Source organism: Acetobacter garciniae (assembly GCF_017377735.1).
In the GTDB taxonomy this organism is placed as follows: Bacteria; Pseudomonadota; Alphaproteobacteria; order Acetobacterales; family Acetobacteraceae; genus Acetobacter; species Acetobacter garciniae.
The window spans coordinates 1-19,854 of record NZ_JAFVMH010000012.1 but is presented as its reverse complement, the minus strand read 5'-3'; the positions used below and the strand labels follow the sequence as shown (position 1 = coordinate 19,854).

General features: G+C 64.1%; 19 protein-coding genes. 10 read left to right on the top strand and 9 right to left on the bottom strand.

The features are described from left to right. Positions 1–85 precede the first annotated feature (85 nt). The 10 genes from J2D77_RS15440 to J2D77_RS15395 all read left to right on the top strand — a co-directional run bounded on the left by J2D77_RS15440 (position 86) and on the right by J2D77_RS15395 (position 10,381). On the top strand, positions 86–1,315 hold the full coding sequence (locus tag J2D77_RS15440) for a glutamate-5-semialdehyde dehydrogenase (RefSeq protein WP_230975876.1): 1,230 nt from the start codon (positions 86–88) through the stop codon (positions 1,313–1,315). 28 nt (positions 1,316–1,343) lie between these two features. Then, positions 1,344–2,030 carry a nicotinate-nucleotide adenylyltransferase gene (locus tag J2D77_RS15435; protein WP_230975869.1) on the top strand — a complete coding sequence of 229 codons (687 nt, stop codon included), beginning with the start codon at positions 1,344–1,346 and terminating at the stop codon, positions 2,028–2,030. After that, complete coding sequence (gene rsfS, locus J2D77_RS15430) at positions 2,027–2,566, top strand: ribosome silencing factor (RefSeq protein WP_207847378.1); 540 nt, start codon at positions 2,027–2,029, stop codon at positions 2,564–2,566. The genes J2D77_RS15435 and rsfS overlap by 4 nt, the downstream gene beginning before the upstream one ends. A 261-nt stretch (positions 2,567–2,827) precedes the next feature. Further along, positions 2,828–3,283 carry a 23S rRNA (pseudouridine(1915)-N(3))-methyltransferase RlmH gene (locus J2D77_RS15425; protein WP_207847308.1) on the top strand — a complete coding sequence of 152 codons (456 nt, stop codon included), beginning with the start codon at positions 2,828–2,830 and terminating at the stop codon, positions 3,281–3,283. 184 nt (positions 3,284–3,467) lie between these two features. Next, positions 3,468–4,961 (top strand): FAD-linked oxidase C-terminal domain-containing protein, encoded by a 1,494-nt coding sequence (locus tag J2D77_RS15420; RefSeq protein ID WP_207847307.1) that lies wholly within the window; start codon positions 3,468–3,470, stop codon positions 4,959–4,961. A gap of 15 nt (positions 4,962–4,976) precedes the next feature. Next, positions 4,977–6,206, top strand: coding sequence for an FAD-binding protein (locus J2D77_RS15415; RefSeq protein WP_207847306.1), 1,230 nt, complete (start codon positions 4,977–4,979; stop codon positions 6,204–6,206). Continuing rightward, positions 6,199–7,527: a glycolate oxidase subunit GlcF gene (glcF, locus tag J2D77_RS15410; protein WP_207847304.1), complete on the top strand. Its 1,329-nt coding sequence runs from the start codon at positions 6,199–6,201 to the stop codon at positions 7,525–7,527. The genes J2D77_RS15415 and glcF overlap by 8 nt, the downstream gene beginning before the upstream one ends. 102 nt (positions 7,528–7,629) lie before the next feature. Continuing rightward, positions 7,630–8,373, top strand: coding sequence for a (Fe-S)-binding protein (locus tag J2D77_RS15405; protein ID WP_207847302.1), 744 nt, complete (start codon positions 7,630–7,632; stop codon positions 8,371–8,373). Beyond that, a complete protein-coding gene (locus tag J2D77_RS15400) occupies positions 8,370–9,797 on the top strand; it encodes a lactate utilization protein B (protein WP_207847300.1) in 1,428 nt (475 codons plus the stop codon). The genes J2D77_RS15405 and J2D77_RS15400 overlap by 4 nt, the downstream gene beginning before the upstream one ends. Continuing rightward, positions 9,794–10,381 carry a LutC/YkgG family protein gene (locus J2D77_RS15395; RefSeq protein WP_207847298.1) on the top strand — a complete coding sequence of 196 codons (588 nt, stop codon included), beginning with the start codon at positions 9,794–9,796 and terminating at the stop codon, positions 10,379–10,381. The genes J2D77_RS15400 and J2D77_RS15395 overlap by 4 nt, the downstream gene beginning before the upstream one ends. Positions 10,382–10,746: 365 nt before the next feature. Here the strand turns inward: J2D77_RS15395 and murA are convergent, their stop codons facing one another. The 9 genes from murA to J2D77_RS15350 form a co-directional block, all read right to left on the bottom strand. Continuing rightward, positions 10,747–12,009 (bottom strand): UDP-N-acetylglucosamine 1-carboxyvinyltransferase, encoded by a 1,263-nt coding sequence (murA, locus tag J2D77_RS15390; protein ID WP_207847296.1) that lies wholly within the window; start codon positions 12,007–12,009, stop codon positions 10,747–10,749. 4 nt (positions 12,010–12,013) lie between these two features. Then, positions 12,014–12,568, bottom strand: coding sequence for a dCTP deaminase (gene dcd, locus J2D77_RS15385; RefSeq protein ID WP_207847294.1), 555 nt, complete (start codon positions 12,566–12,568; stop codon positions 12,014–12,016). Further along, positions 12,559–12,756: a hypothetical protein gene (locus J2D77_RS15380; protein WP_207847376.1), complete on the bottom strand. Its 198-nt coding sequence runs from the start codon at positions 12,754–12,756 to the stop codon at positions 12,559–12,561. The genes dcd and J2D77_RS15380 overlap by 10 nt, the downstream gene beginning before the upstream one ends. Before the next feature lie 212 nt (positions 12,757–12,968). Then, entirely contained in the window at positions 12,969–14,816 is a 1,848-nt protein-coding gene (locus tag J2D77_RS15375) for a carbohydrate porin (protein WP_230975867.1), read from the bottom strand. A 414-nt stretch (positions 14,817–15,230) separates the two neighbouring features. Further along, positions 15,231–16,091 carry a hopanoid biosynthesis-associated protein HpnK gene (gene hpnK, locus J2D77_RS15370; protein ID WP_207847292.1) on the bottom strand — a complete coding sequence of 287 codons (861 nt, stop codon included), beginning with the start codon at positions 16,089–16,091 and terminating at the stop codon, positions 15,231–15,233. Between the two features lie 84 nt (positions 16,092–16,175). Beyond that, the gene (hpnJ, locus tag J2D77_RS15365; protein WP_207847291.1) at positions 16,176–17,603 is read right to left on the bottom strand and encodes a hopanoid biosynthesis associated radical SAM protein HpnJ; all 1,428 of its coding nucleotides are present in this window, start codon (positions 17,601–17,603) and stop codon (positions 16,176–16,178) included. A gap of 127 nt (positions 17,604–17,730) precedes the next feature. Further along, the gene (gene hpnI / locus J2D77_RS15360; protein ID WP_207847290.1) at positions 17,731–18,930 is read right to left on the bottom strand and encodes a bacteriohopanetetrol glucosamine biosynthesis glycosyltransferase HpnI; all 1,200 of its coding nucleotides are present in this window, start codon (positions 18,928–18,930) and stop codon (positions 17,731–17,733) included. An 83-nt stretch (positions 18,931–19,013) separates the two neighbouring features. After that, positions 19,014–19,667, bottom strand: coding sequence for an ABC transporter substrate-binding protein (locus J2D77_RS15355; RefSeq protein WP_207847289.1), 654 nt, complete (start codon positions 19,665–19,667; stop codon positions 19,014–19,016). 3 nt (positions 19,668–19,670) lie between these two features. Beyond that, positions 19,671–19,854: hypothetical protein (locus J2D77_RS15350; RefSeq protein ID WP_207847288.1), on the bottom strand; the 184-nt coding region annotated here is incomplete at its 5' end.

Sequence of the window (19,854 nt, the reverse complement as noted above, 5' to 3'; positions counted from 1 at the left end):
GCAGGGGGCACATGCAGGGCAGGGCGCACCAGCCGGGGCTCCGGCGGCGGACGGCGCAACGGGCGAGACTGCGGGCGAAAGCCCCATGGCCGTGCTGGCGGGCCGGGCCCGCAAGGCTGCCCGGACACTGGCGCAAAGCTCATCCTCCGAACGCGACAAGGCGCTATGGGCCGCGGCCAGCGCGCTGCGCACGGCCAGCGCGGATATTCTGGCGGCCAATGCGCGCGATCTCGCCGCCTATACGGGGAGCGAGGCCTTCCGCGACCGCCTGACACTCGATGCCGAGCGGGTGGAAGCCATGGCCCGGGGGCTGGAGGCTATTGCCGACCTGCCCGACCCGGTGGGCCAGGTGCTGGATGAATGGAGCCGCCCCAACGGCCTGCATATCCGCCGCGTGGCAACGCCGGTGGGCGTGATCGGCGTGATCTATGAAAGCCGCCCCAATGTCGGGGCGGATGCGGCTGGGCTGTGCATCAAGTCCGGCAATGCGGTGCTGCTGCGCGGCGGGTCTGAAAGTGTGCACAGCACGCGCGCCATCCACGCTGCCATACAGGCCGGGTTGCGGGTTGCGGGCCTGCCCGAAGATACGGTGCAGATCGCCCCCGACGCCGACCGCCGTCATGTGGCGGACATGCTGGCAGCCGCCGGGCTGATCGACCTGATCATTCCGCGCGGGGGGCGCGGGCTGGTCGAACGTGTCCAGCGCGAGGCCCGGGTGCCGGTCCTGGCCCATGCCGAAGGGCTTTGCCACACCTATATCCATGCCGATGCCGACCCGGCCATGGCCCGCCGTATCGTGCTGAACGCCAAGATGCGCCGCGTGGGCATCTGCGGCGCGACCGAGACATTGCTGATCGATGCGGCGATCGCGCCCGGCCTGCTGCCGCAGATCGTGGCCGACCTGGCCGAAAGCGGCTGCACCTTCCGGGCCGATGCGCGGGCGGTCGGCATCGTGCCCGACCTGCCCGCCGCAACGCCGAAGGATTTTGCGACCGAATGGCTCGATGCGGTGCTGAACGTGGCCGTGGTGGACGATGTGGATGAAGCCCTCGACCATATCGCGCGCTATGGCTCTTCCCATACCGAGGCGATCGTGACGGCGGATGAGGCAACGGCCATCCGCTTCATGAACGGGGTCAGCAGTGCCGTGGTCATGTGGAACGCCTCGACCCAGTTCTGTGACGGGGGGGAGTTCGGGTTTGGTGCTGAAATCGGCATTGCCACGGGGCGTTTCCATGCGCGTGGCCCCGTGGGGGTGGAGCAACTGACAACCTTCCGTTACGAGGTTCTCGGCAACGGACAGATCCGGGCGTAAGTTCGGGCAGCGGGATATGCAAAAGCCCATGCCGGATACCGCCGCGACACGCATTCCCGAATGGGGGGACACCCGTTGCTGCCGTATCGGCCTGCTGGGTGGTTCCTTCAACCCGGGGCATGTCTGGCACCGGGCCATTGCCTATCGCGCCCTGGTCGAACTGCAGCTTGATCAGGTGTGGCTCATGGTCTCGCCGGGCAATCCGCTCAAGGTCGGGCAGGACATGGCGCCTTTTGCGCTGCGCCTGACCACGGCGCGGCAACTGGCGGATGGCAGGCGCGTTGTGGCAACGGATATCGAAGCCCGAATCGGAACGCGTTATACGGTGGACACGATCAGGATTCTGAAAAACCGCTTTCCGCGTGCCCGGTTCGTGTGGCTGACCGGGGCGGACGGCTTTGCCGGGCTGTCATTGTGGAAAGGCTGGCGCAGGCTGGTGCATTGCGTGCCGATCGCGGTCTTTCCGCGCCCGGGCGTGAATGCGCGCGCCCTGCGCGGTGCGGCGGGCGAATATATGGCCCGCTGGCGGGTGCCCGCGCGGCAGGCCGGGCGGCTTGCATCACTTTCCCCCCCTGCGTGGGCTTTCCTTCCGGGGGTGCAAAACAGTATATCTGCGACTCAGATCCGGCAGCAGGGCGGGTTCCGTGTCCCTGCGGATCAGTCCACGCCCCCCGATTTACGCACGACTCGACGCAAGACAGGAGAACAGTCATAGCCAGAAAGCCCCCCGCCGAGACGCCGGCACGCCCCCGTTCGTCCACCGCCGCCCGCAGCGGCCGGGCCACCCCCACGCGCGCCGTAGCCGGTGCAGCCGCGGCCCCCGGCTCGGTCCGCAAGAAGGCCGCCGCCGCTGGCCCGAAAACCCGCACCAAGCGCGAAGCCGTGGCCCCCGACCTGATCGAGCAGTCCCTGAGCATCATCACCGCCAGCCTTGAAGACGACAAGGCCGAGGATATTGTCGTGATCGACCTGACCGGGCGCGCCTCCTTCGCGGATCGCATGGTGGTGGCAACCGGCCTTGCGGACCGGCAGATCGCGGCCATGGCGCAGCATATCGAACGCAAGCTGCGCGAGATCGGGATCAAGCGCGTGCTGGTCGAAGGGGCCAACGGGTCGGACTGGGTGCTGCTCGATACGGGCGATATCGTGGTGCATCTGTTCAAGCCCGAAGCCCGTGGCCTGTACGGGCTGGAAAAAATGTGGGGTGCCGAACTGGACGAAGGCAATGAAGACAGCGTGACCCGCCTTTAACGTGTCCACGCGGTTCGTGCCTGTGCCCCGGTCTGTGCCCACGTCTATGCCAGGATCCCTGGCCGGGTTCGTGCCCCGACGCGGGCCTCCGTTCGTGCGTGGGGGCATAAGGGCGGTCCCCCTGTCCTTCCCGGCATGTCGGGCGGGTTTTGCCGCCCGGTGGCCGCGCAAGGCACGCGGGCGGGGCCTGTCGGTCCTGTTCCCCTCAGCCCTGAAGGGCGGGGCCCGCTGTCGTGGGTTGTGCACCAGCGGGGGCCTGGCATGAGGCTGGTTGCCATCGGCCGCATGAAGGACAAGGCCGAACTGGCGTTGGTCGAGCGTTATCTCAAGCGGTTGCGGCCCCGGCTCGAAATCGTGGAACTGGCGGATGGACGCGGCAGTCCCGAAGAAATCAAGCGGCGCGAGGCCCAGGCCATTCTGGCCGCCATTCCCGCGCAAAGCTTTGTCATTGCCCTCGATCAGGATGGGCAGGCCCATGACAGCGTTGCCTTCGCCCATGCCATGCAGGACTGGATGGCGGCGGGGCGCGCCCCCTGTTTCATCATTGGCGGGGCAGAAGGGCTGGATGGGGCGATTCTTGACAGGGCAGATGCAGCAATGTCACTCGGTGCCATGACGTGGCCGCATATGTTGGTGCGGATCATGTTGGTTGAACAGGTGTACCGTGCTCAGGCTATTGTGGCGGGGCATCCCTACCATCGGGCCGGACGGCCTTAAGGGGGTTTTGGGGTAAGGTCGTGCGCAGGCCGTGGGGATGCGGCGTGGGACGTGGAACATATAGCGCGAAACAGGGTCGGGTGACGCTGTAAGCGATGTGTGTTTTGCTGTGCCACCCGATTTGTTATAACATTGTGGGCGTGTAACCGCTCGCGGCTGCATAGCAAAAGAGAGAGAAAACGCCATGCAGATGCCACAACCCGACCAGTCCGTCATAAACCGGCGCGAAACGCTGGCTGCGGGGCTGACGCGGATTGTCGGCGCCCAATGGGTGATCGTGGACGAGGCCGAGCGGCGGCCTTACCAGTGTGACGGCATTACGGCCTACATGGCCATGCCGCTTCTGGTCGTGCTGCCCGGCAGCACCGACGAACTGCGCCAGGTGCTGCGCTTCTGCCATGACAATGCGGTCAAGGTCGTGCCGCGCGGATCGGGCACGTCGCTGTCGGGCGGGGCGCTTCCGCTAGAAGATGGCGTGCTGCTGGTAACCTCGCGCCTGTGCGAAATCCTGTCCATCGACCGCGAAAACCGCGTGGCCCGCGTGCAGCCCGGCGTGCCCAATATCAAGATCAGCGAGGCGGTGCACCATCTGGGCCTGTGCTACATGCCCGACCCGTCCAGCCAGTTGATTTCGACCATAGGCGGCAATGTGGCGGAAAATTCCGGCGGCGTGCATTGCCTGAAATACGGTGTCACCGCGAACCATATCCTGGGGATCGAGGCGGTGCTGATCACGGGCGAGGTCATCCGCCTGGGCGGGGCTTTCCTGGGCGGGGCCGAGGGTGAGCTTGACCTCATGGGCGTGCTGACCGGCTCGGAAGGGCTGCTTGCGGTGGTTACGGAAATTGCCGTCAGGCTTGAACCCCTGCCCGAAGTGGCGCGGGTGATTTCCATGAGCTTTCCCTCCGTCGAGAAAGCCTGCGAATGCGTGGGGGCCATTATCGGCGCGGGCATTATTCCCGCCGGGCTGGAATTCATGGACCGCAAGGTGCTCGATGCTGTTGCCGCCCTGATCCGCGAAAGTTTCGACAGCAGGACCGAGGCCCTTCTGCTGTGCGAACTCGACGGCACCGCCGTGGAGGTGGATGCGCTGGTCCAGGTGGTGAACGACGTGGCCCGCAGCCAGGGGGCGATTGAAACCAAAGTCAGCACCACCCAGGAAGAGCGTGAGCGGATATGGAGCAGCCGCAAGCTGGCTTTTTCCGCCATTGGCAAGTTGTGTCCCGATTATTACTGCACGGATGGCACCATTCCGCGCAACAAGCTGCCCGAAGTTCTCAATAAGATGGCGCAACTGTCGGAACAGTACGGGTTGGACTACGCCAACTGCTTCCATGCGGGCGATGGCAACCTGCACCCCATTATCATGTACGATGCCGCCAAGCCCGGCGATCTTGAAAAAGCCGAGGCTTTTGGCGCAGATGTGCTGATCGCCTGTGTGGATGCGGGCGGCGTGCTGAGCGGCGAACACGGGGTGGGTGTGGAAAAACGTGACCTGATGACCCATCAGTTTTCCGAAATCGACCTGCAACAGCAGCAGATGGTCAAATGCGCGTTCGATCCGGGGGAACTGCTCAATCCGGGCAAGGTATTCCCCACCACCTGCCGCTGCGCGGAATTCGGACGCATGCATGTCCATAAAGGGAATCTCCGCTTTGCGGATATTCCACGGTTCTGAGCGGGCACGGATAACATGACACAAACCCAAGCGGATACCACGATCCAGCGCCCCGCCACCGTGCAGGATGTGGCTGATATCATCATGGATGCGGCCCAGGCCGGGTGCCGCCTTGCCATTACGGGCAACGGCACGCGCCCGGGGCTGGGCAACCCGGTTACGGCAGCTGGCACGCTGTCGCTGGGCGGACTGGACAAGATCGATTTCTACGACCCCGATGACCTGGTCATTCGTGCGGGGGCGGGGATCACGCTGGACGAGCTGGAGGCCATTCTGCTGGCCAAGGGCCAGTACCTGCCGTTCGAGCCACCACGATACGCCGCACTTTACGGCACCGATCCCCGGCGCTGCACGCTGGGTGGGGCTGTCGCGACCGCCCTGTCCGGCCCGCGCCGGATCCTGAGCGGTGCCGTGCGGGATTTTGTCCTGGGCGTGGAAGGGGTGAACGGCCAGGGCGATGTGTTCAAGGCGGGCGGCCGCACCATGAAAAACGTGACTGGGTATGACCTGGCCAAGCTGGTCACGGGCTCGCACGGCACGCTGGCCGCGCTGACATCGGTCACGATCAAGGTGCTGCCCGCGCCCCGGGCCGAAATATCCCTTGTTCTGCCGGCGGCAGGCCTGGCCGAGGATACAGCCCTGTTCAGCGCCATTCGGGCCCTTCCTTTAGGCGTGGGCGGGCTTGCGCGCCGGATGAACGATGGCGGAACCTGCGAAGTGGTGATCCGTGTAGAGGGCACGCAGCCCGGTGTTGCGGGTAACAGGCAGGTGCTCGAAGGGCTTTTGCAAAAACGCGGTGGAGCACATGTGCTGGTGCAGGAAGAAAGCCAGGCCCAGTGGGCGGACATTCGCGAACTGGCCTGCCTGCACCCCCGGGCGGATGAACTGGTCTGGCGTGTGAACCTGCCCGCCACCGCCGTTACGGAATTTGTGGCCCGCGCGCGCGAAGCTGGCTGTATCAACCGGTTTTTCATCGACTGGGCGGGGGGCGTGGTGTTTTCCACCATGCGGGGCGTTCAGCCCGAAGTCGATGTGCTGCGCTATCGGAAAATGGCAGAGTCCATCGGGGCAAAAGCGACAATGCTGCGTGCACCCTGCGCGGTGCTGACCCGGTTCGGCGCGTTTCCCCCGACCTCGTCCGGTGTGGCGGCCCTGGCCGCACGCACCCGCGCCGCCTTCGACCCGGCGGGGATTCTCAACCCAGGCCGCATGAGCCTTCAGCCGCAGGAGCAGGGGCATGCTTAGCCATATCCCACAGGCCGCCCAGGACGCGGACCCCAATATCAGCCTGGCCAAGGATATTATCGGCACCTGCGTGCATTGTGGCGTATGCCTGTCACGCTGCCCGACCTACGCCGTGCGGCATGAGGAAAATGACAGTCCGCGCGGGCGTATTTTCCTGATCAAGTCCATGTACGAAAAAGGCGGCGCGCCGGATGACAAGACCGTCGAACATCTGGACCGCTGCCTGACCTGCCTGGCCTGCGAAGCGATCTGCCCTTCAGGCGTGGAATATTCGAAACTCATCGCCCACGGGCGCGAATATGTGGAACGGCATTATCGCCGCCCGCTGGCCGAACGCGTCATACGGGGCCTGCTGGTCAATCTTTTGCCCCGGCCCGGCCTGTTCCGCGCGGCCCTTGCGGCGGGCAAGGTCGCACGGCCCGTGCGCGGGCTGTTTTCGGGCACGCTGCGCGCCATGCTGGACATGGTGCCCACAAGCCCCCTGCCGCACCCCAGCCCGGTCGACCGGCCGCAGGTCTTCAAGGCCGAAGGGCAGGGGGCCGGCACGCGGCGCAAGCGTGTCGCGCTCTTGAACGGCTGCGTGCAGACCGTGCTCGATACCGCGATCAACGAAGCGACGATCAGGCTGTTGCAGCGCCATGGTGTGGAGGTTGTGGTGGCGCGGGGTTCGGGCTGCTGCGGCGCCCCCGCCGAACATATGGGGGACGAGGACCGTGCCCTGCCGCTGGTCAAGGCCAATATCGACGCCTGGCTGCGCGAGGCCGACGGCCCTGACGGGCTGGACGCGATCATCATCAACACCTCGGGGTGCGGGACATCCGTCAAGGCTTACGGACATGCGCTGCGGCTTGACGGCCAATGGGCGCAAAAGGCGGCCCGGGTTTCCGCCATGGCGCGTGATATCAGCGAATTCATGGCCGAGATCGGGCTGAATGTTCCCAAGAACCCGCATAACCTGCGCGTTGTCTATCATTCCGCATGTTCCATGCAGCATGGGCAGCGTATCGTGAACCAGCCCAAGGACCTGCTGCGCGCGGCCGGTTTTACCGTGCTGGATGTGCCCGAAGGGTATCTGTGCTGCGGATCGGCGGGAACATACAACCTGCTGCAACCCGAAATTGCCACGACGCTGAAGGAGCGCAAGCTGCGCAACATCCGCTCGGTCAAGGCGCAGGTCGCGGCCAGCGGCAATATCGGCTGCATGACACAACTGGCCGGTGCCGTGGGCATTCCCTTCGTGCACACGGTCGAATTGCTGGACTGGGCGACCGGCGGGCCTGAACCCGCAGCACTGGCCGGGCAGGCACTGGCTTTGGAATAGACCCACCATGCTGGCGGGTCGGGCGGAGAGCAGGACGATGTGCTCCGCCTGTTTTGTAGAAAGAGCGACCGTTTGCAAGGACGGTCCTAACCGGGGGTGGGTATGAGAATAGGGTTGTTCGTTCCCTGCTATATCGATGCGTTTTATCCGAAAACGGGTATCGCCACACTGGAACTGCTGGAACGGCTGGGCCAGGACGTGGACTATCCCATGGACCAGACCTGCTGCGGCCAGCCCATGGCCAATTCGGGCTGCAACAAGGACGCAGCGGCGGCGGAAGCGTTGTTTGTCAAAAACTTCGCGCAGTACGATGCCATCGTCATGCCCTCGGGCAGTTGCGCGCATCATGTGCGCGACAATTTCGACGCCATTCCCCAGACGGATGAGGTCAGGCACGTTCGCAAACATACTTACGAACTGGTCGAATTCCTGCATGACGTGCTCAAGGTCGAGGATTTTCCCTGGGCGGAATTCCCCCACAAGGTCGGGCTGCACAACAGTTGCGGCACGTTGCGCGCGCTGCGCACGGCCAGCATGTCCGAACTGGGGGAACCGTTCTTCTCCAAGCCCATGGACCTGCTTTCGAAAGTGAAGGGCATTTCCTTCGCCACCCCCAAGCGGCCTGACGAATGCTGCGGTTTCGGCGGCACGTTCTCGGTCACGGAAGAAGCGGTTTCCGCCAAGATGGGGGTGGACAAGGTGCGCGACCATCATGGTGCCGGAGCGGAATATATCGTTTCGGCCGATACGTCGTGCATGATGCACCAGCAGGGCTGTGCCGAACGCGCAGGGGTGCCGATCCGCTTCATCCATATTGCCGAAATTCTGAACGGAGCACGGGAATGAAAGTCAAACCTGTCAACCATGCCCGGGCGGCGGCGGAGTTCATAGAAGATACGCCGCACATGACGTTCCACGACGAACGTCTGTGGGACCTGCGGCAAAAGCGCGACCAGCAGATGCATATCCTACCCGAATGGCAGGACCTGCGCACCCTGGCCTCGCAGATCAAGGAACACACTCTGGCCAACCTGCCCGAGTATCTGGAACAGTTCGAGGCCAACGCCAGGAAGAACGGCATTCACGTGCACTGGGCGGCGGATGCTGCCGATCACAACCGGATCGTGGGCGAAATTCTTGAAAAGCACGGCGCCAAGTCGCTGATCAAGTCCAAGTCCATGGTCACTGAAGAATGCAGCATGCGCGAATATCTCGAACCGCGCGGGGTGGTGGTGACCGAAACCGACCTGGGTGAGCGTATCCAGCAGCTTGATGACCAGATGCCCAGCCATATCGTGGTGCCTGCCGTCCACAAGCTGATCCCCGACGTGGCCAAGATCTTTGCCGAACACTACCACACCGACCCCAAGGATAACGACGCGCAGTCCCTTGCCTGGCAGCAGCGCCTGGCCGCCCGTCCCGTCATTCTGGCAGCCGATGCGGGCATGACCGGGGGTAACTTCCTGGTGGCCGAAACAGGCACGTTCGTTGTGTGCACCAATGAAGGCAATGCCGATCTGAGTGCGACCGTGCCGGGCCTGCATATCGCCACATTGGGGATCGAGCGGCTGGTGCCGCGCATGGCCGATCTGGGCGTGTTCGTGCGCCTGCTTTCACGCAGTGCGCTGGGTTCGCCCATTACGCAGTACACCACGCATTTCCGTGGCCCCCAGGAAGGGAGCGAGATGCATGTGGTACTGGTGGATAACGGCCGTTCGCACCGGCTGGGGATGGAGGAATTCTGGACCTCGCTCAAATGTATCCGCTGCGGGGCGTGCATGAATACCTGCCCGGTCTATCGCCGCTCAGGCGGGCTGTCGTACGGTGCGGTCTATTCCGGCCCCATTGGCGCGATTATCGACCCCACCTTCAACGAACGCAAATACAGCACCCTGCCTTTTGCCTCGACCATGAACGGCAGTTGCACCAATGTCTGCCCGGTCAAGATCAATATTCACGAACAGCTTTACAAATGGCGGCGCGTGCTGGCCGAACACCATGAACTGCCCTTCGTCAAACGCGAGATCATGCACATGGCGGGCAAGCTGATGGGCCAGCCCAAGCTGTACCGCGCGGCCATCAACGGCACGGAGGTCGCACTCAGCGCCATGCCGCGCTTCGTGCTGTATAACTGGCTGAACCCGTGGGGCAAGCACCGCGAACTGCCACACCCGGTCAGCCAGACATTCCATAACTGGTACAAGAAAAACCGTGTGGATGCAGGCAAGGCCGCGCCGAAGGCCACCGCCAAGAAAGGGGAAAACGCATGAGCGCGCGCGATACTATCCTGAGCCGCCTGCGGGACAACCGGCCGAAACCTGCCGAACACCCCCTGCCGCCGGTGGCCCGCCTGGGCGACATGGATAACGGCCAGGCCCGGTTCGAGAACAGCCTGCAGATTCTGGGCGGGCAGGTGCTCGAACGCCAGGAAGGCGATACATTGGCTACAGCCATTGCCCGCCGCTTTCCTGATGCCAAGATCGTCTGTTCCGCCGTGCCGGAATTTGACGGCACGATCCGCATTCAGGACCTGGCCTCTCCCCAGCAGGCGGCCACGGTCGACGTGCTGGTGGTGCGAGCCCCCTTCGGCATTGCGGAAATGGGCTCGATCTTCCTGAGCGAGGCGCAACTGCACAACCTCAATTCCGCGGCCCATCTGACGCAGCATATCGTGGTCATTCTCTCCCCCGCCGACCTGACTGCGAACATGCACACGGCCTATATCGAACGGCCGGAGTTCAAGAGCGCCAGATACGGCGTGCTGATGAGCGGGCCTTCCGCCACGGCGGATATCCAGGGCGTGCTGATTCGCGGCGCCCAGGGCGTGCGTACCCTGAGCGTGTGGTGGGACTGACCCGCACGGCACAGGCCACAATGCCCCGCAGGCTGTGATCGGGGTTTACTGACAGGGGCAGGGCTTTTCGAGTGCAAGCCCCTTTATCGGGAAATTCCCGGCGGCCCGTTGCCCCGCCGGGAATCCGGCCTGCCCTGTGTTGGCCGGGTCTTGCAGGCAAGGGCGCTCGTCAGTCGCGCCAGGCCGGCCACGCCCGGGCAATCCCGCGCGCGCCAGACAGGCTACAGGCTATGGTGTGACAGAGGAAAATGCGCCAGCCTGTAACGGCGACGGCGTGCTGGTTACACTTCGGCGGGCGAGGGTTTCAGGCCACTGCCCGCCCGCCGGGCATATTTCCGGTCAGGGCGGCAGCGATCCTGTCGGGTTCAGTCGCGCAGGCGTTCGATCTGTGCGCCGCAGGCGGCAAGCTTGCGCTCCACGGCCTCATAACCACGGTCCAGATGATAGACGCGGCTGAGGATCGTCTCCCCATGGGCGGCAAGCCCCGCCAGGATCAGCGAGAACGAGGCCCGCAGGTCCGTCGCCATGACGGGGGCCCCCGACAGGCTGTGCACGCCGCGAATGATGGCGGATGAACCATGCACGTTGATGCGCGCGCCCATGCGGTTCAGTTCGGGCACATGCATGAAGCGATTTTCAAAAATGGTTTCCGTAATCATGGACGCGCCCTCGGCCACCGAAAGCAGGGCCATGAACTGGGCCTGCATGTCGGTGGGGAAGCCGGGATAGGGCTCGGTCATGATATCGATGCCGCGCAGCGCACCCGTCCGGCGTACGCGCATGGCGTCCCCATCCTGGGTGACTTCCACGCCGGTTTCCTCCAGCGCGCGCGCGACGGCACCCAGATGATCGACATGCCCGCCGATCAGCCGCAGGTCGCCCCCGGTTATGGCGGCGGCACAGGCATAGGTGCCGCATTCGATCCGGTCAGGCATGATCCGGTGCTCGGCCCCGTGCAGGGCGTCCACCCCATCGATCACGATGGTGCCGCTGCCGGCCCCTTCGATCCGTGCGCCCATGGCGTTCAGGCAGTTGGCCAGGTCCACCATTTCGGGCTCGCGCGCGGCGTTGATGATTTCCGTGCGCCCCTTGGCCAGGGTGGCCGCCATCATCAGGTTCTCGGTCGCCCCAACGGAGGCAAACGGCAGGATAATCCGTTCGCCTTTCAGCCCCTGGGGGGCCTGGGCGTTGATATACCCGTTCTCGAGCGTGATCTCCGCCCCCAGCGTTTCCAGGCCTTTCAGGTGCAGGTCCACCGGCCGCGTGCCGATGGCGCACCCGCCGGGGAGCGAGACACGCGCCTTGCGGCACCGTGCCAGCAGCGGCCCGAGCACGAGAATGGAGGCCCGCATCTTGGAGACGATATCGTAGGGCGCTTCGGTATTGGTAATATCCCCGCCCACCGACAGGACCGATCCGTCACCGGACAGATCCTGCACGTCCAGCCCGTGCTGGCCCAGCAATTCGCGCATGGTGGTGATATCGGCAATGCGCGGCACGTTGGTCAGGGTCAGGCGCTCGGCTGTCAGCAGGCCTGCCACCAGCAGTTTCAGCCCCGCGTTCTTGGCCCCGCCAATAACAATGTCGCCCCGCAGGGGGCGGCCGCCGTGAATGACAAAACGGTCCATGGGGTTACATCCTTGGCGTGGCAACGCCACGCTGGCCCATATACTTGCCCGCCCGGTCCGCGTAGCTGACCTCGCACGGGCTGTCGCCCTTGAAGAACAGGAACTGGCAGATGCCTTCATTGGCGTAGATACGCGCGGGCAGGGGGGTCGTGTTGCTGATCTCGATCGTGACCTGCCCTTCCCATTCGGGTTCGAGCGGGGTCACGTTCACGATAATGCCGCAGCGCGCATAGGTGGACTTGCCTAGGCACACCACCAGCACGTCACGCGGGATGCGGAAATATTCCACCGTATGGGCCAGCACGAAGCTGTTGGGCGGAATAATGCATTCATCCGCCTTGCGCGAGACAAAGCCTTCGGGGCTGAAGTTCTTGGGGTCCACGATGGCGTTGTTCACATCGGTGAAAATACGGAAATCATCCGCCACGCGCGCATCGTACCCGTAGGATGACAGGCCGTAGGAAATAACCCCTTCGCGCCGCTGGTTTTCGACAAAAGGTTCGATCATGCCGTGCTCCGTCGCCATCTTGCGGATCCATGTGTCGGGCATCACGGGCATGTCTTGTCTTCTCCAGGGGTGTCTGTCTCGGGGGTAGATCTGTCCTGGCGGGTGCGCGCCTGTTCCTTGCGGCGGCGCAGGTTGGCGCGCAGGGCTGCGGCCTGGCGCGCCAGCCGTTCGGCGCGGGCCGCTTCCGCCCTGTCGGTCAGGCGTGGGCCGGGGGGTGTGGTGTCGGATGTGTCGGTCATGCCGGTATGCAGCGGCCAGTCGCACGCGGGTTGAACAGTCATCTGCTGACTAGCAGAGGCAGCCTGCCATGCCTAGGCCTTGGGCGCGTAATACCCAGGGACCAGGCACGGTGAACGGCCAGCGCGCGGCCAGGGGGTGCGGATACTGCCACCCGGTGCCGTGGTGAGGGAGACCCCGGCCGTTCTCCCTCTGGGCATGCTGCGTAACGGGCTTACAGGTTGGCGACCACCTTCAGCCCCATCATGGCGGCGTTGGGGATGTTATGGGTTTCGCCCGGGTGGATCATGTACTGGAATTCGGGCTGGATCAGCACGCCCGGGGCCGCGTCTATACCGTAATAGGCCTCGATCACCTGCGAACTGTTCTGGATACCGTGAATTGTGGACCCTAATGAGTAGCCCTGTTCCATGGCCAGAACCTGGCTTTCGCGCCGCCGGTCGCTGACCTTGTACCACGAATACAGAACGCCCATCCGGTCCGTCACGCGCTTGGGAATAAGCCCCACCAGCGAAAAGCCCGCATAGGCTTCGTCCGACAGGTTCACGGCCCGGGGCGTGACATGGATATATCCCGCCATCAGGTAGCCGCCCGCCATCTCGTTGCGCCCACCCAGGCGGTAGACCATCTGGTCCGTCTCCAGCCAGAAGATATCCGCCGGGGCCGAACGCGTGCCCGGCAGGTGCGCCGCGATCTTTGCGGGCAGGACGGAGCCGATCTTGTCGGCATAGCGCGTCGTATCATGCGCATAGCCGATCACGTAATGGCCGGGCAGGCGGTTGCGGGTCAGGTAAGGCTGCCACGTGAACTCGATCGGCAGGGTCAGGCCCGTGGCGTTCTCCGCCCCCCATGCCCAGCCCGACGGGTTGTCCTGCAAGGTGTCGACCGAATAGGCCCCCACCTGCAAGGCCGTGTCCCGCGTGGGGCGCAGGCGGATGCGCGCGCCCCAAGTCGCCTTGGGATAGACGCTGAACGCGGGGTCCTGTTTCAGCGCCACGGGGGCCGAACAGGTGACCATAAACGAACACAGCAGCGGCGATGTGGCATAGACATGGGTCAGCGACATGCGCCCGAAAATGACATCCAGCGTGTTGTGGCGCATTTTCTTTTCGGCGTACATATCCACCAGATGGGCCGCGACGTTGCCCGAAAGCGAATACACCTCCTGCAAGGCCACGTAATATTCGCCCGCGCGGGTGCTCTGTATGGCCTTGCCCGCGCGTTCCAGCACCAGCGCATGCACCGACCAGCCATTCAGGCTGGGGGCCATGCGGCCCAGGTCGAACGTGCCCTGCAAGGTCAGTTCATGCACGTAGCTGGTGCCTTTCTGGCCCGGCAGGCCGCCATCGAACAGGCCCATCATTTCCCCCTTGTAGGAGAAGGTGAAGGTAAAGCCCTTATCGCGCAGCCGGTCGCGGAACGGCATAAGCTGCGGAACAAGATGGCCGGTGCCAGCCGTGGGCACGTAGTAGGGGTCGTCCAGGTCGGCATGGCGCTGCGCGTCAAGCCAGGCAGGCAGCAGGGCGGACGGCCCTTCGCCTTCGCTTATGGCGTCCAGTTCGATCTGGTGGGCGGTATGCCTGCTTTCCGAGGGCATGATGGGGGCGATCCCCAATGTCGCAAGGCCCGGCGAAGGCAGGACTGGCACGCCGCTGGGGGGAATGGGCGTATTGGGCGGGCGGCGCAGGGCAGCCGGGTCCGGCCCGATGACCGTGATCTCGGTCGCGGCCCCTGCCTTGACGGGGGCGGGAGAAGCCGCACGCGATGATGCACCGTGGGCAGCAGGCGTTGGGGCCGTGCTGGCCTGGGGCCGCCCTGCCGTCTGTAAAGCCTGGTCCTGCATGGCCTGGGCTGGTGTGGCCGGGGGGCGTGCGGAATGTGCCTGCGCGGGCTGCGTCTGAACAGGCGTGGCAGCCGGGGTACCGCCATTCGTCTGGGCGAAGGCGGCGGGCAGGGGCCACAGCGTTGCCACGGCAAGGCTGGCGTAGCCCGCATGCAGTGCGGTGAGCGTACGAGGGCGCGCGCCGCCCCACGGGCGGCGGCTGGTGGAGTGGGAACTCATTTCGACAGATATCCTGTTACGACGGCTGCCAGGAACAGGCGCATGCCGGGTCAACCCCTTGGTGCGCCTGCCGGGCGGGTCGTCATGCCAATGTGCTGGGGGTCAGGGTGTCTCGCGCGCAGTGATCGATGCGGGCCAGACACATCCGGTGCGAGACCGGGCGGCTAGACCCGCATGGCGTCGGCAAGGGCCACATGGCGGTGGCGCGTAACAGGACGGGAACGCAGCATATGCGTGAACAGATAAGACATGGGACCAACCGTTCTTTTTTATGTTTTTGTCGGCCCGCCATCACAGCCAGAATATAAAACTGCCGTCAAGGGGTGTTGCGCAACAATGTTACGCAAAAATTTAAAAAAACGGAATAAAGGGAAAATTCTTTCCCTTATTTTGTTATAACAATAAATATATGCGTCAGCCTGCCCGCGGCAGGGGCACATCCTGCCAGCCGCAAAGCTGTGTATGCGACTGCGCAAGCCCGACCCGAAAGCCACTTGAACACAGGGCGTCGAATTCGCCTTCATGGTCATAACCGGGCATGAGCCGCTGAAGCAGCGCGTTCTTGTGCGTGGCCGGGTGGAAGTAGATTTCCGACACGCCATCGGGCAGGTGTGCTGCCAGCGCCGCCACGCGGTCCGCTGTCATGTGCCCGCTCCACGCCAGGCCGAAGCACCAGTCATTGGCGCGCATGCCCGCACGCCGCACCTGGTGGCGCAGCAGCCGGGTCCAGTGGCGCAGGGCGGCATCCCCCAGCGTGTCGGTATAGTTGCCCGCCGCCATGAGGGGGGCAGGCGGTTCCAGCGGAATGCGCACGGCGTTCAGGCCGTAACGCCTGCCGATCTCGATCATCAGCGCGCCCACGGTGGGGTGCAGGTGCATGTGCTTGTGGGCGTTCGCATGGTCCAGCCGCAGCCCCGTGCGGGCGAAGGCTTCAAATTGGGCGGTAATTTCGGCGCGTAATTCGCGCCGTCCCTCGGGGCGGAAGAAATAATCCACGCCCAGCCCCAGTTGGGATGAGGAAAACCAGCCATTCCCATCGGTCACCAGCGGCAGGCGCGCATGGGGCAGGACGGCGGGGCCTTCGATGGTGACAAGGTGCAGCCCGACATTGAGCGTGGGCAGGCGCCGCGCGCGCTCCACCGCGTCCTGTGCCGCCGCCCCCGCCACCATCAGGCTGGCAGTGGACAGCAGGCCGTCGCGATGGGCGATCTCGATGGCTTCGTTGACTTCGACAGACATGCCGAAATCATCGGCGGAGATAATGGCGCGTTTCATAGTGGGGCTCCTTCCGGCAGGTGTTTAGCACCGGCACGGAAGGGCTGTCATGGCCGCGATGGTCAAACGGCCATGGGGCAGGCTTCAGGCTGCCTTGCGGTCCTTGAGGAACTGGAAGAATTCCACACCTTCGCGCAGGCGGCGCTTCATCATCTGGGGGGAGGTGATCATTTCACCCAGGATGGAGGCGATCTTCGGCGCGCGGAAGTAGAACTTCTTGTAGAATTCTTCCACGCTGGTGAAAATCTCGGTGTGGGACAGATGCGGGTAGTGCAGGGGGGCCATCTGCACGCCGTTTTCATCGATCAGTTCGGCATTGCTCTCGTCCAGCCAGCCGTTTTCCGTGGCCTGCTTGTGCAAAGCCGTGCCGGGATAGGGGGCCGCCAGGGAAACCTGGAGCGTATGCGGGTTGATTTCCTGAGCGAAGCGGATGGTTTCCTGAATGGTCTCCTTGGTTTCGCCCGGCAGGCCCAGAATGAAGGTGCCGTGAATCTTGATGCCAAGTTCATGGCAGTTCTTGGTGAACTCGCGCGCGACTTCAACGCGCATGCCCTTCTTGATGTTGTGCAGGATCTGCTGGTTGCCGCTTTCGTAGCCGACCAGCAGCAGGCGCAGCCCGTTGTCGCGCAGCACCTTGAGCGTATCGCGCGGCACATTGGCCTTGGCGTTGCACGACCAGGTCACGCCCAGCTTGCCCAGTTCGCGGGCAATGGCTTCGGCGCGGGGCAGGTCGTCGGTGAAGGTGTCGTCGTCGAAGAAGAATTCCTTCACCTGCGGGAAATACTGCATGGCCAGGCGAATTTCAGCCGCCACGTGCTGCGGGCTGCGCGTGCGGTAGCGGTGCCCGCCCACGGTCTGCGGCCACAGGCAGAACGTGCAGCGCGACTTGCAGCCACGACCCGTATAGATGGAAATATACGGGTGCATGAGGTAACCGATGAAATAGTCCTCGATCCGCAGGTCACGCTTGTACACCTCGGTCACGAAGGGCAGGCTGTCCATGTCCTCGATCATGGCGCGGTCGCGGTTGGCAATGATCTCGCCATTCTTGTTGCGCCAGGTAATGCCGTCCACGTCCTTGAAGTCCATGCCGTCGGCAATGTCCTTGATCGTGAAGTCGAATTCGTTGCGGGCCACGAAGTCGATCGGCGCACCCTTGAGCAGGCTTTCCTCGGGCTGCACGGCAACCTTCGCGCCCACCATGCCGATCTTGAGGTTGGGGTTCACGTCCTTGAGCATCTGCGCCACCTGCACGTCCTTGCCGAAGGACGGGGTAGAGGTATGCAGCACCACAAGGTCGCGGTTCTTCACGTCTTCGAGCACGGGCTCCATGCCCATGCGCGCGGGCGGGGCGTCGATCAGCCGGCTGCCTTCCACCAGGGCCGCGGGCTGGGCCAGCCATGTCGGATACCAGAAAGACTTGATTTCGCGTCGCGCCTGATAGCGCGAGCCAGCGCCACCGTCGAAGCCGTCAAAGGTGGGGGGCTGGAGAAAAAGGGTTCTCATCGTCATCGGTTTCTATCCTGACAAGAAAGGCGTGAAGCGGATCGAAGGGCCTGCTCCATGCAGGCGGGGGAGATTTGCATCTGCGTTGGATTAGGCAATTACTCTGGTGGATAGGGAAAATACAAGTCTCGGATTACGGGGGCGGCGTTGCAGGCCCCTGCTGGCTGGCGGAAAAAGCCGGTGGCGCGGGTGGCGGCGCCGTCGGGTGCGGGCCCACATGCATGGTCTGGCCGCGCCAATGCACTTCCGTGCCACTTGCACTTCCCAGCATGATGGCGGCCGACAGCCAGTCCCGCAGGGGCAGCAGCAGCACCGGCCAGAGTGAGCGCGACCCCACTGCCCGGTCTATGATCACGGACGTCAGCGCCCGCACGGCCCACACGGCCCAGAAGAACGGCAGGCTCCAGCCCGCATGGGGCTGGAACAGGACCGCAAGGCTCGCCCAGAACAGGGGCAACTGGATGGAAGACGCAGCATAACCGGCCGGCGCCAGGGCACAGACCGTGCGGCCCCAGCGCAGTTCGTGGTGCATAAGCTCCCCGAAGCTGGATTCGGCAATGGTGGTCCAGGTCATGCATTCGGCAATGGCGATGTTCAGCCCGTGCTGGCGGATCAGCCGGCCCAGCAGGGCATCGTCCGCCACGTGGTCGACCAGGGCTTCAAGCCCGCCCACCGCGTCCAGCACGCTGCGGCGCAGCGCCATGGTCGCTCCCAGGCAGTCCTGGCGGCCCAGATAGCGCGAGAGAATGACCCCGGGCAGGAAGTTGTGGTTGATCTGGCATGCGGCCAGCGCCTGCACCAGCGTATGCACGGCGGGCAGGCCCGCGTAAAGCGTGGTGACAAGCCCCGTGCCCGGCGTGTTCAGCGCCGTCACCACATGGCGCAGGTAATCCGGGGTGACATGGATGTCGGAATCGGAAATGACCAGGATGTCATGCTTCACGTAAGGCATGACATTCATCAGGTTGCTGATCTTGCGGTTGATTCCGTGCAGGGCAGGGTCCACGACAAGCTGCATGTCCAGCCGGGGGTGGCGGCGCTGCAACTGGCGGACGATCTCCACCGCCGCATCATCGGCCTCACGCACCCCGAACAGGATCTGCATCTGCGGGTAATCCTGCGTGCAGAAGCTTTCCAGGGCTTCATCCAGCAGGGGTTCGGCCCCGTACAGGGGCTTGAGCACCGTCACGGGCGGCGGCTGCACAAGCGTGGTCGGGCGTCGTTCCGTGCGCCGGAAACGCGCCAGCAGGCCGGCCCCCAGAAGGGCCTGGACACATCCCGTGCCCGCCAGCGCTGCGCAGCCCACAGCCAGAACCGGGAAAACGCTGCTCATGGCCGGGCTGTCATGGGCCCTGCCACCAGGCCTGTTGTCTGTCTGCGACGCCGCACGCTTGGGTCCTGCCTGCTTGCTGGTTCTCAGTCGTTGGAGTAGCTCTGGACCTTGCGTTCCAGATAGGAGATGAGAGCCGGCACACCGCCGGACATCAGCGTGGACGTGAAATCGGACCGCTGCGCGCCAGCCTGGCTGATATGGGTGTCGGTCAGCAGCACGTCGATGATCTTCCACGACCCGTTTTCATTCTGCATGAGGTAGTCCACCTCAGTGCCGGGCATGGATTCCTCGGTCCCCAGATGGGTCTGCACGACCTTCGCACCACCCACGGGGGAATCCGTCACGGTGGGGGCGATCGTGAAGCGCACGTCCGAACCGGGCTTGAAGTTCGAGACGTAGCGCGCCGCCGTATAATTGCGGAATGCTGTCAGCAGCTTCTGCTTTTCATCAGGGGCCAGCGAATTGTAGCGCAGCCCGACCGATGTTTTCACGAAAGTGTCCAGGTCGTAGCTCTGGTCTATCGCGGTGGCGGCCACCTGGCTGCGCTGCGCGAAGCTGTCATGCGAGTGCTGGATCTGGTCCAGCGCCTTGTAAAGCGCCTCGATCGGCGCCTGCGGCGTGGCAGCGGATGCGGACTGGGCGAAAGCGACAGGAGCGGACAGTCCGGCCCCGGCCACTGGAAGCAGCGCCATGCTCATGCTGAGCAGGACGCCTGCACGGAAAGACATACGTTTCATGGATTACGATTTTGTGCCCATTGCGCGGTTTGGCAAGTTCTCTGCAAGCATGCCACCGATGTTCGTAGCGTCAATGCCCAGCGCGTTAAGTGCGGTAGCGACGATATGGGGGGCGTTGAGGCCTGCCTCGTCATATTGCGCGGGCTGCGAATTATGGTCGATGAACCTGTCTGGCAGGGTCATGGGT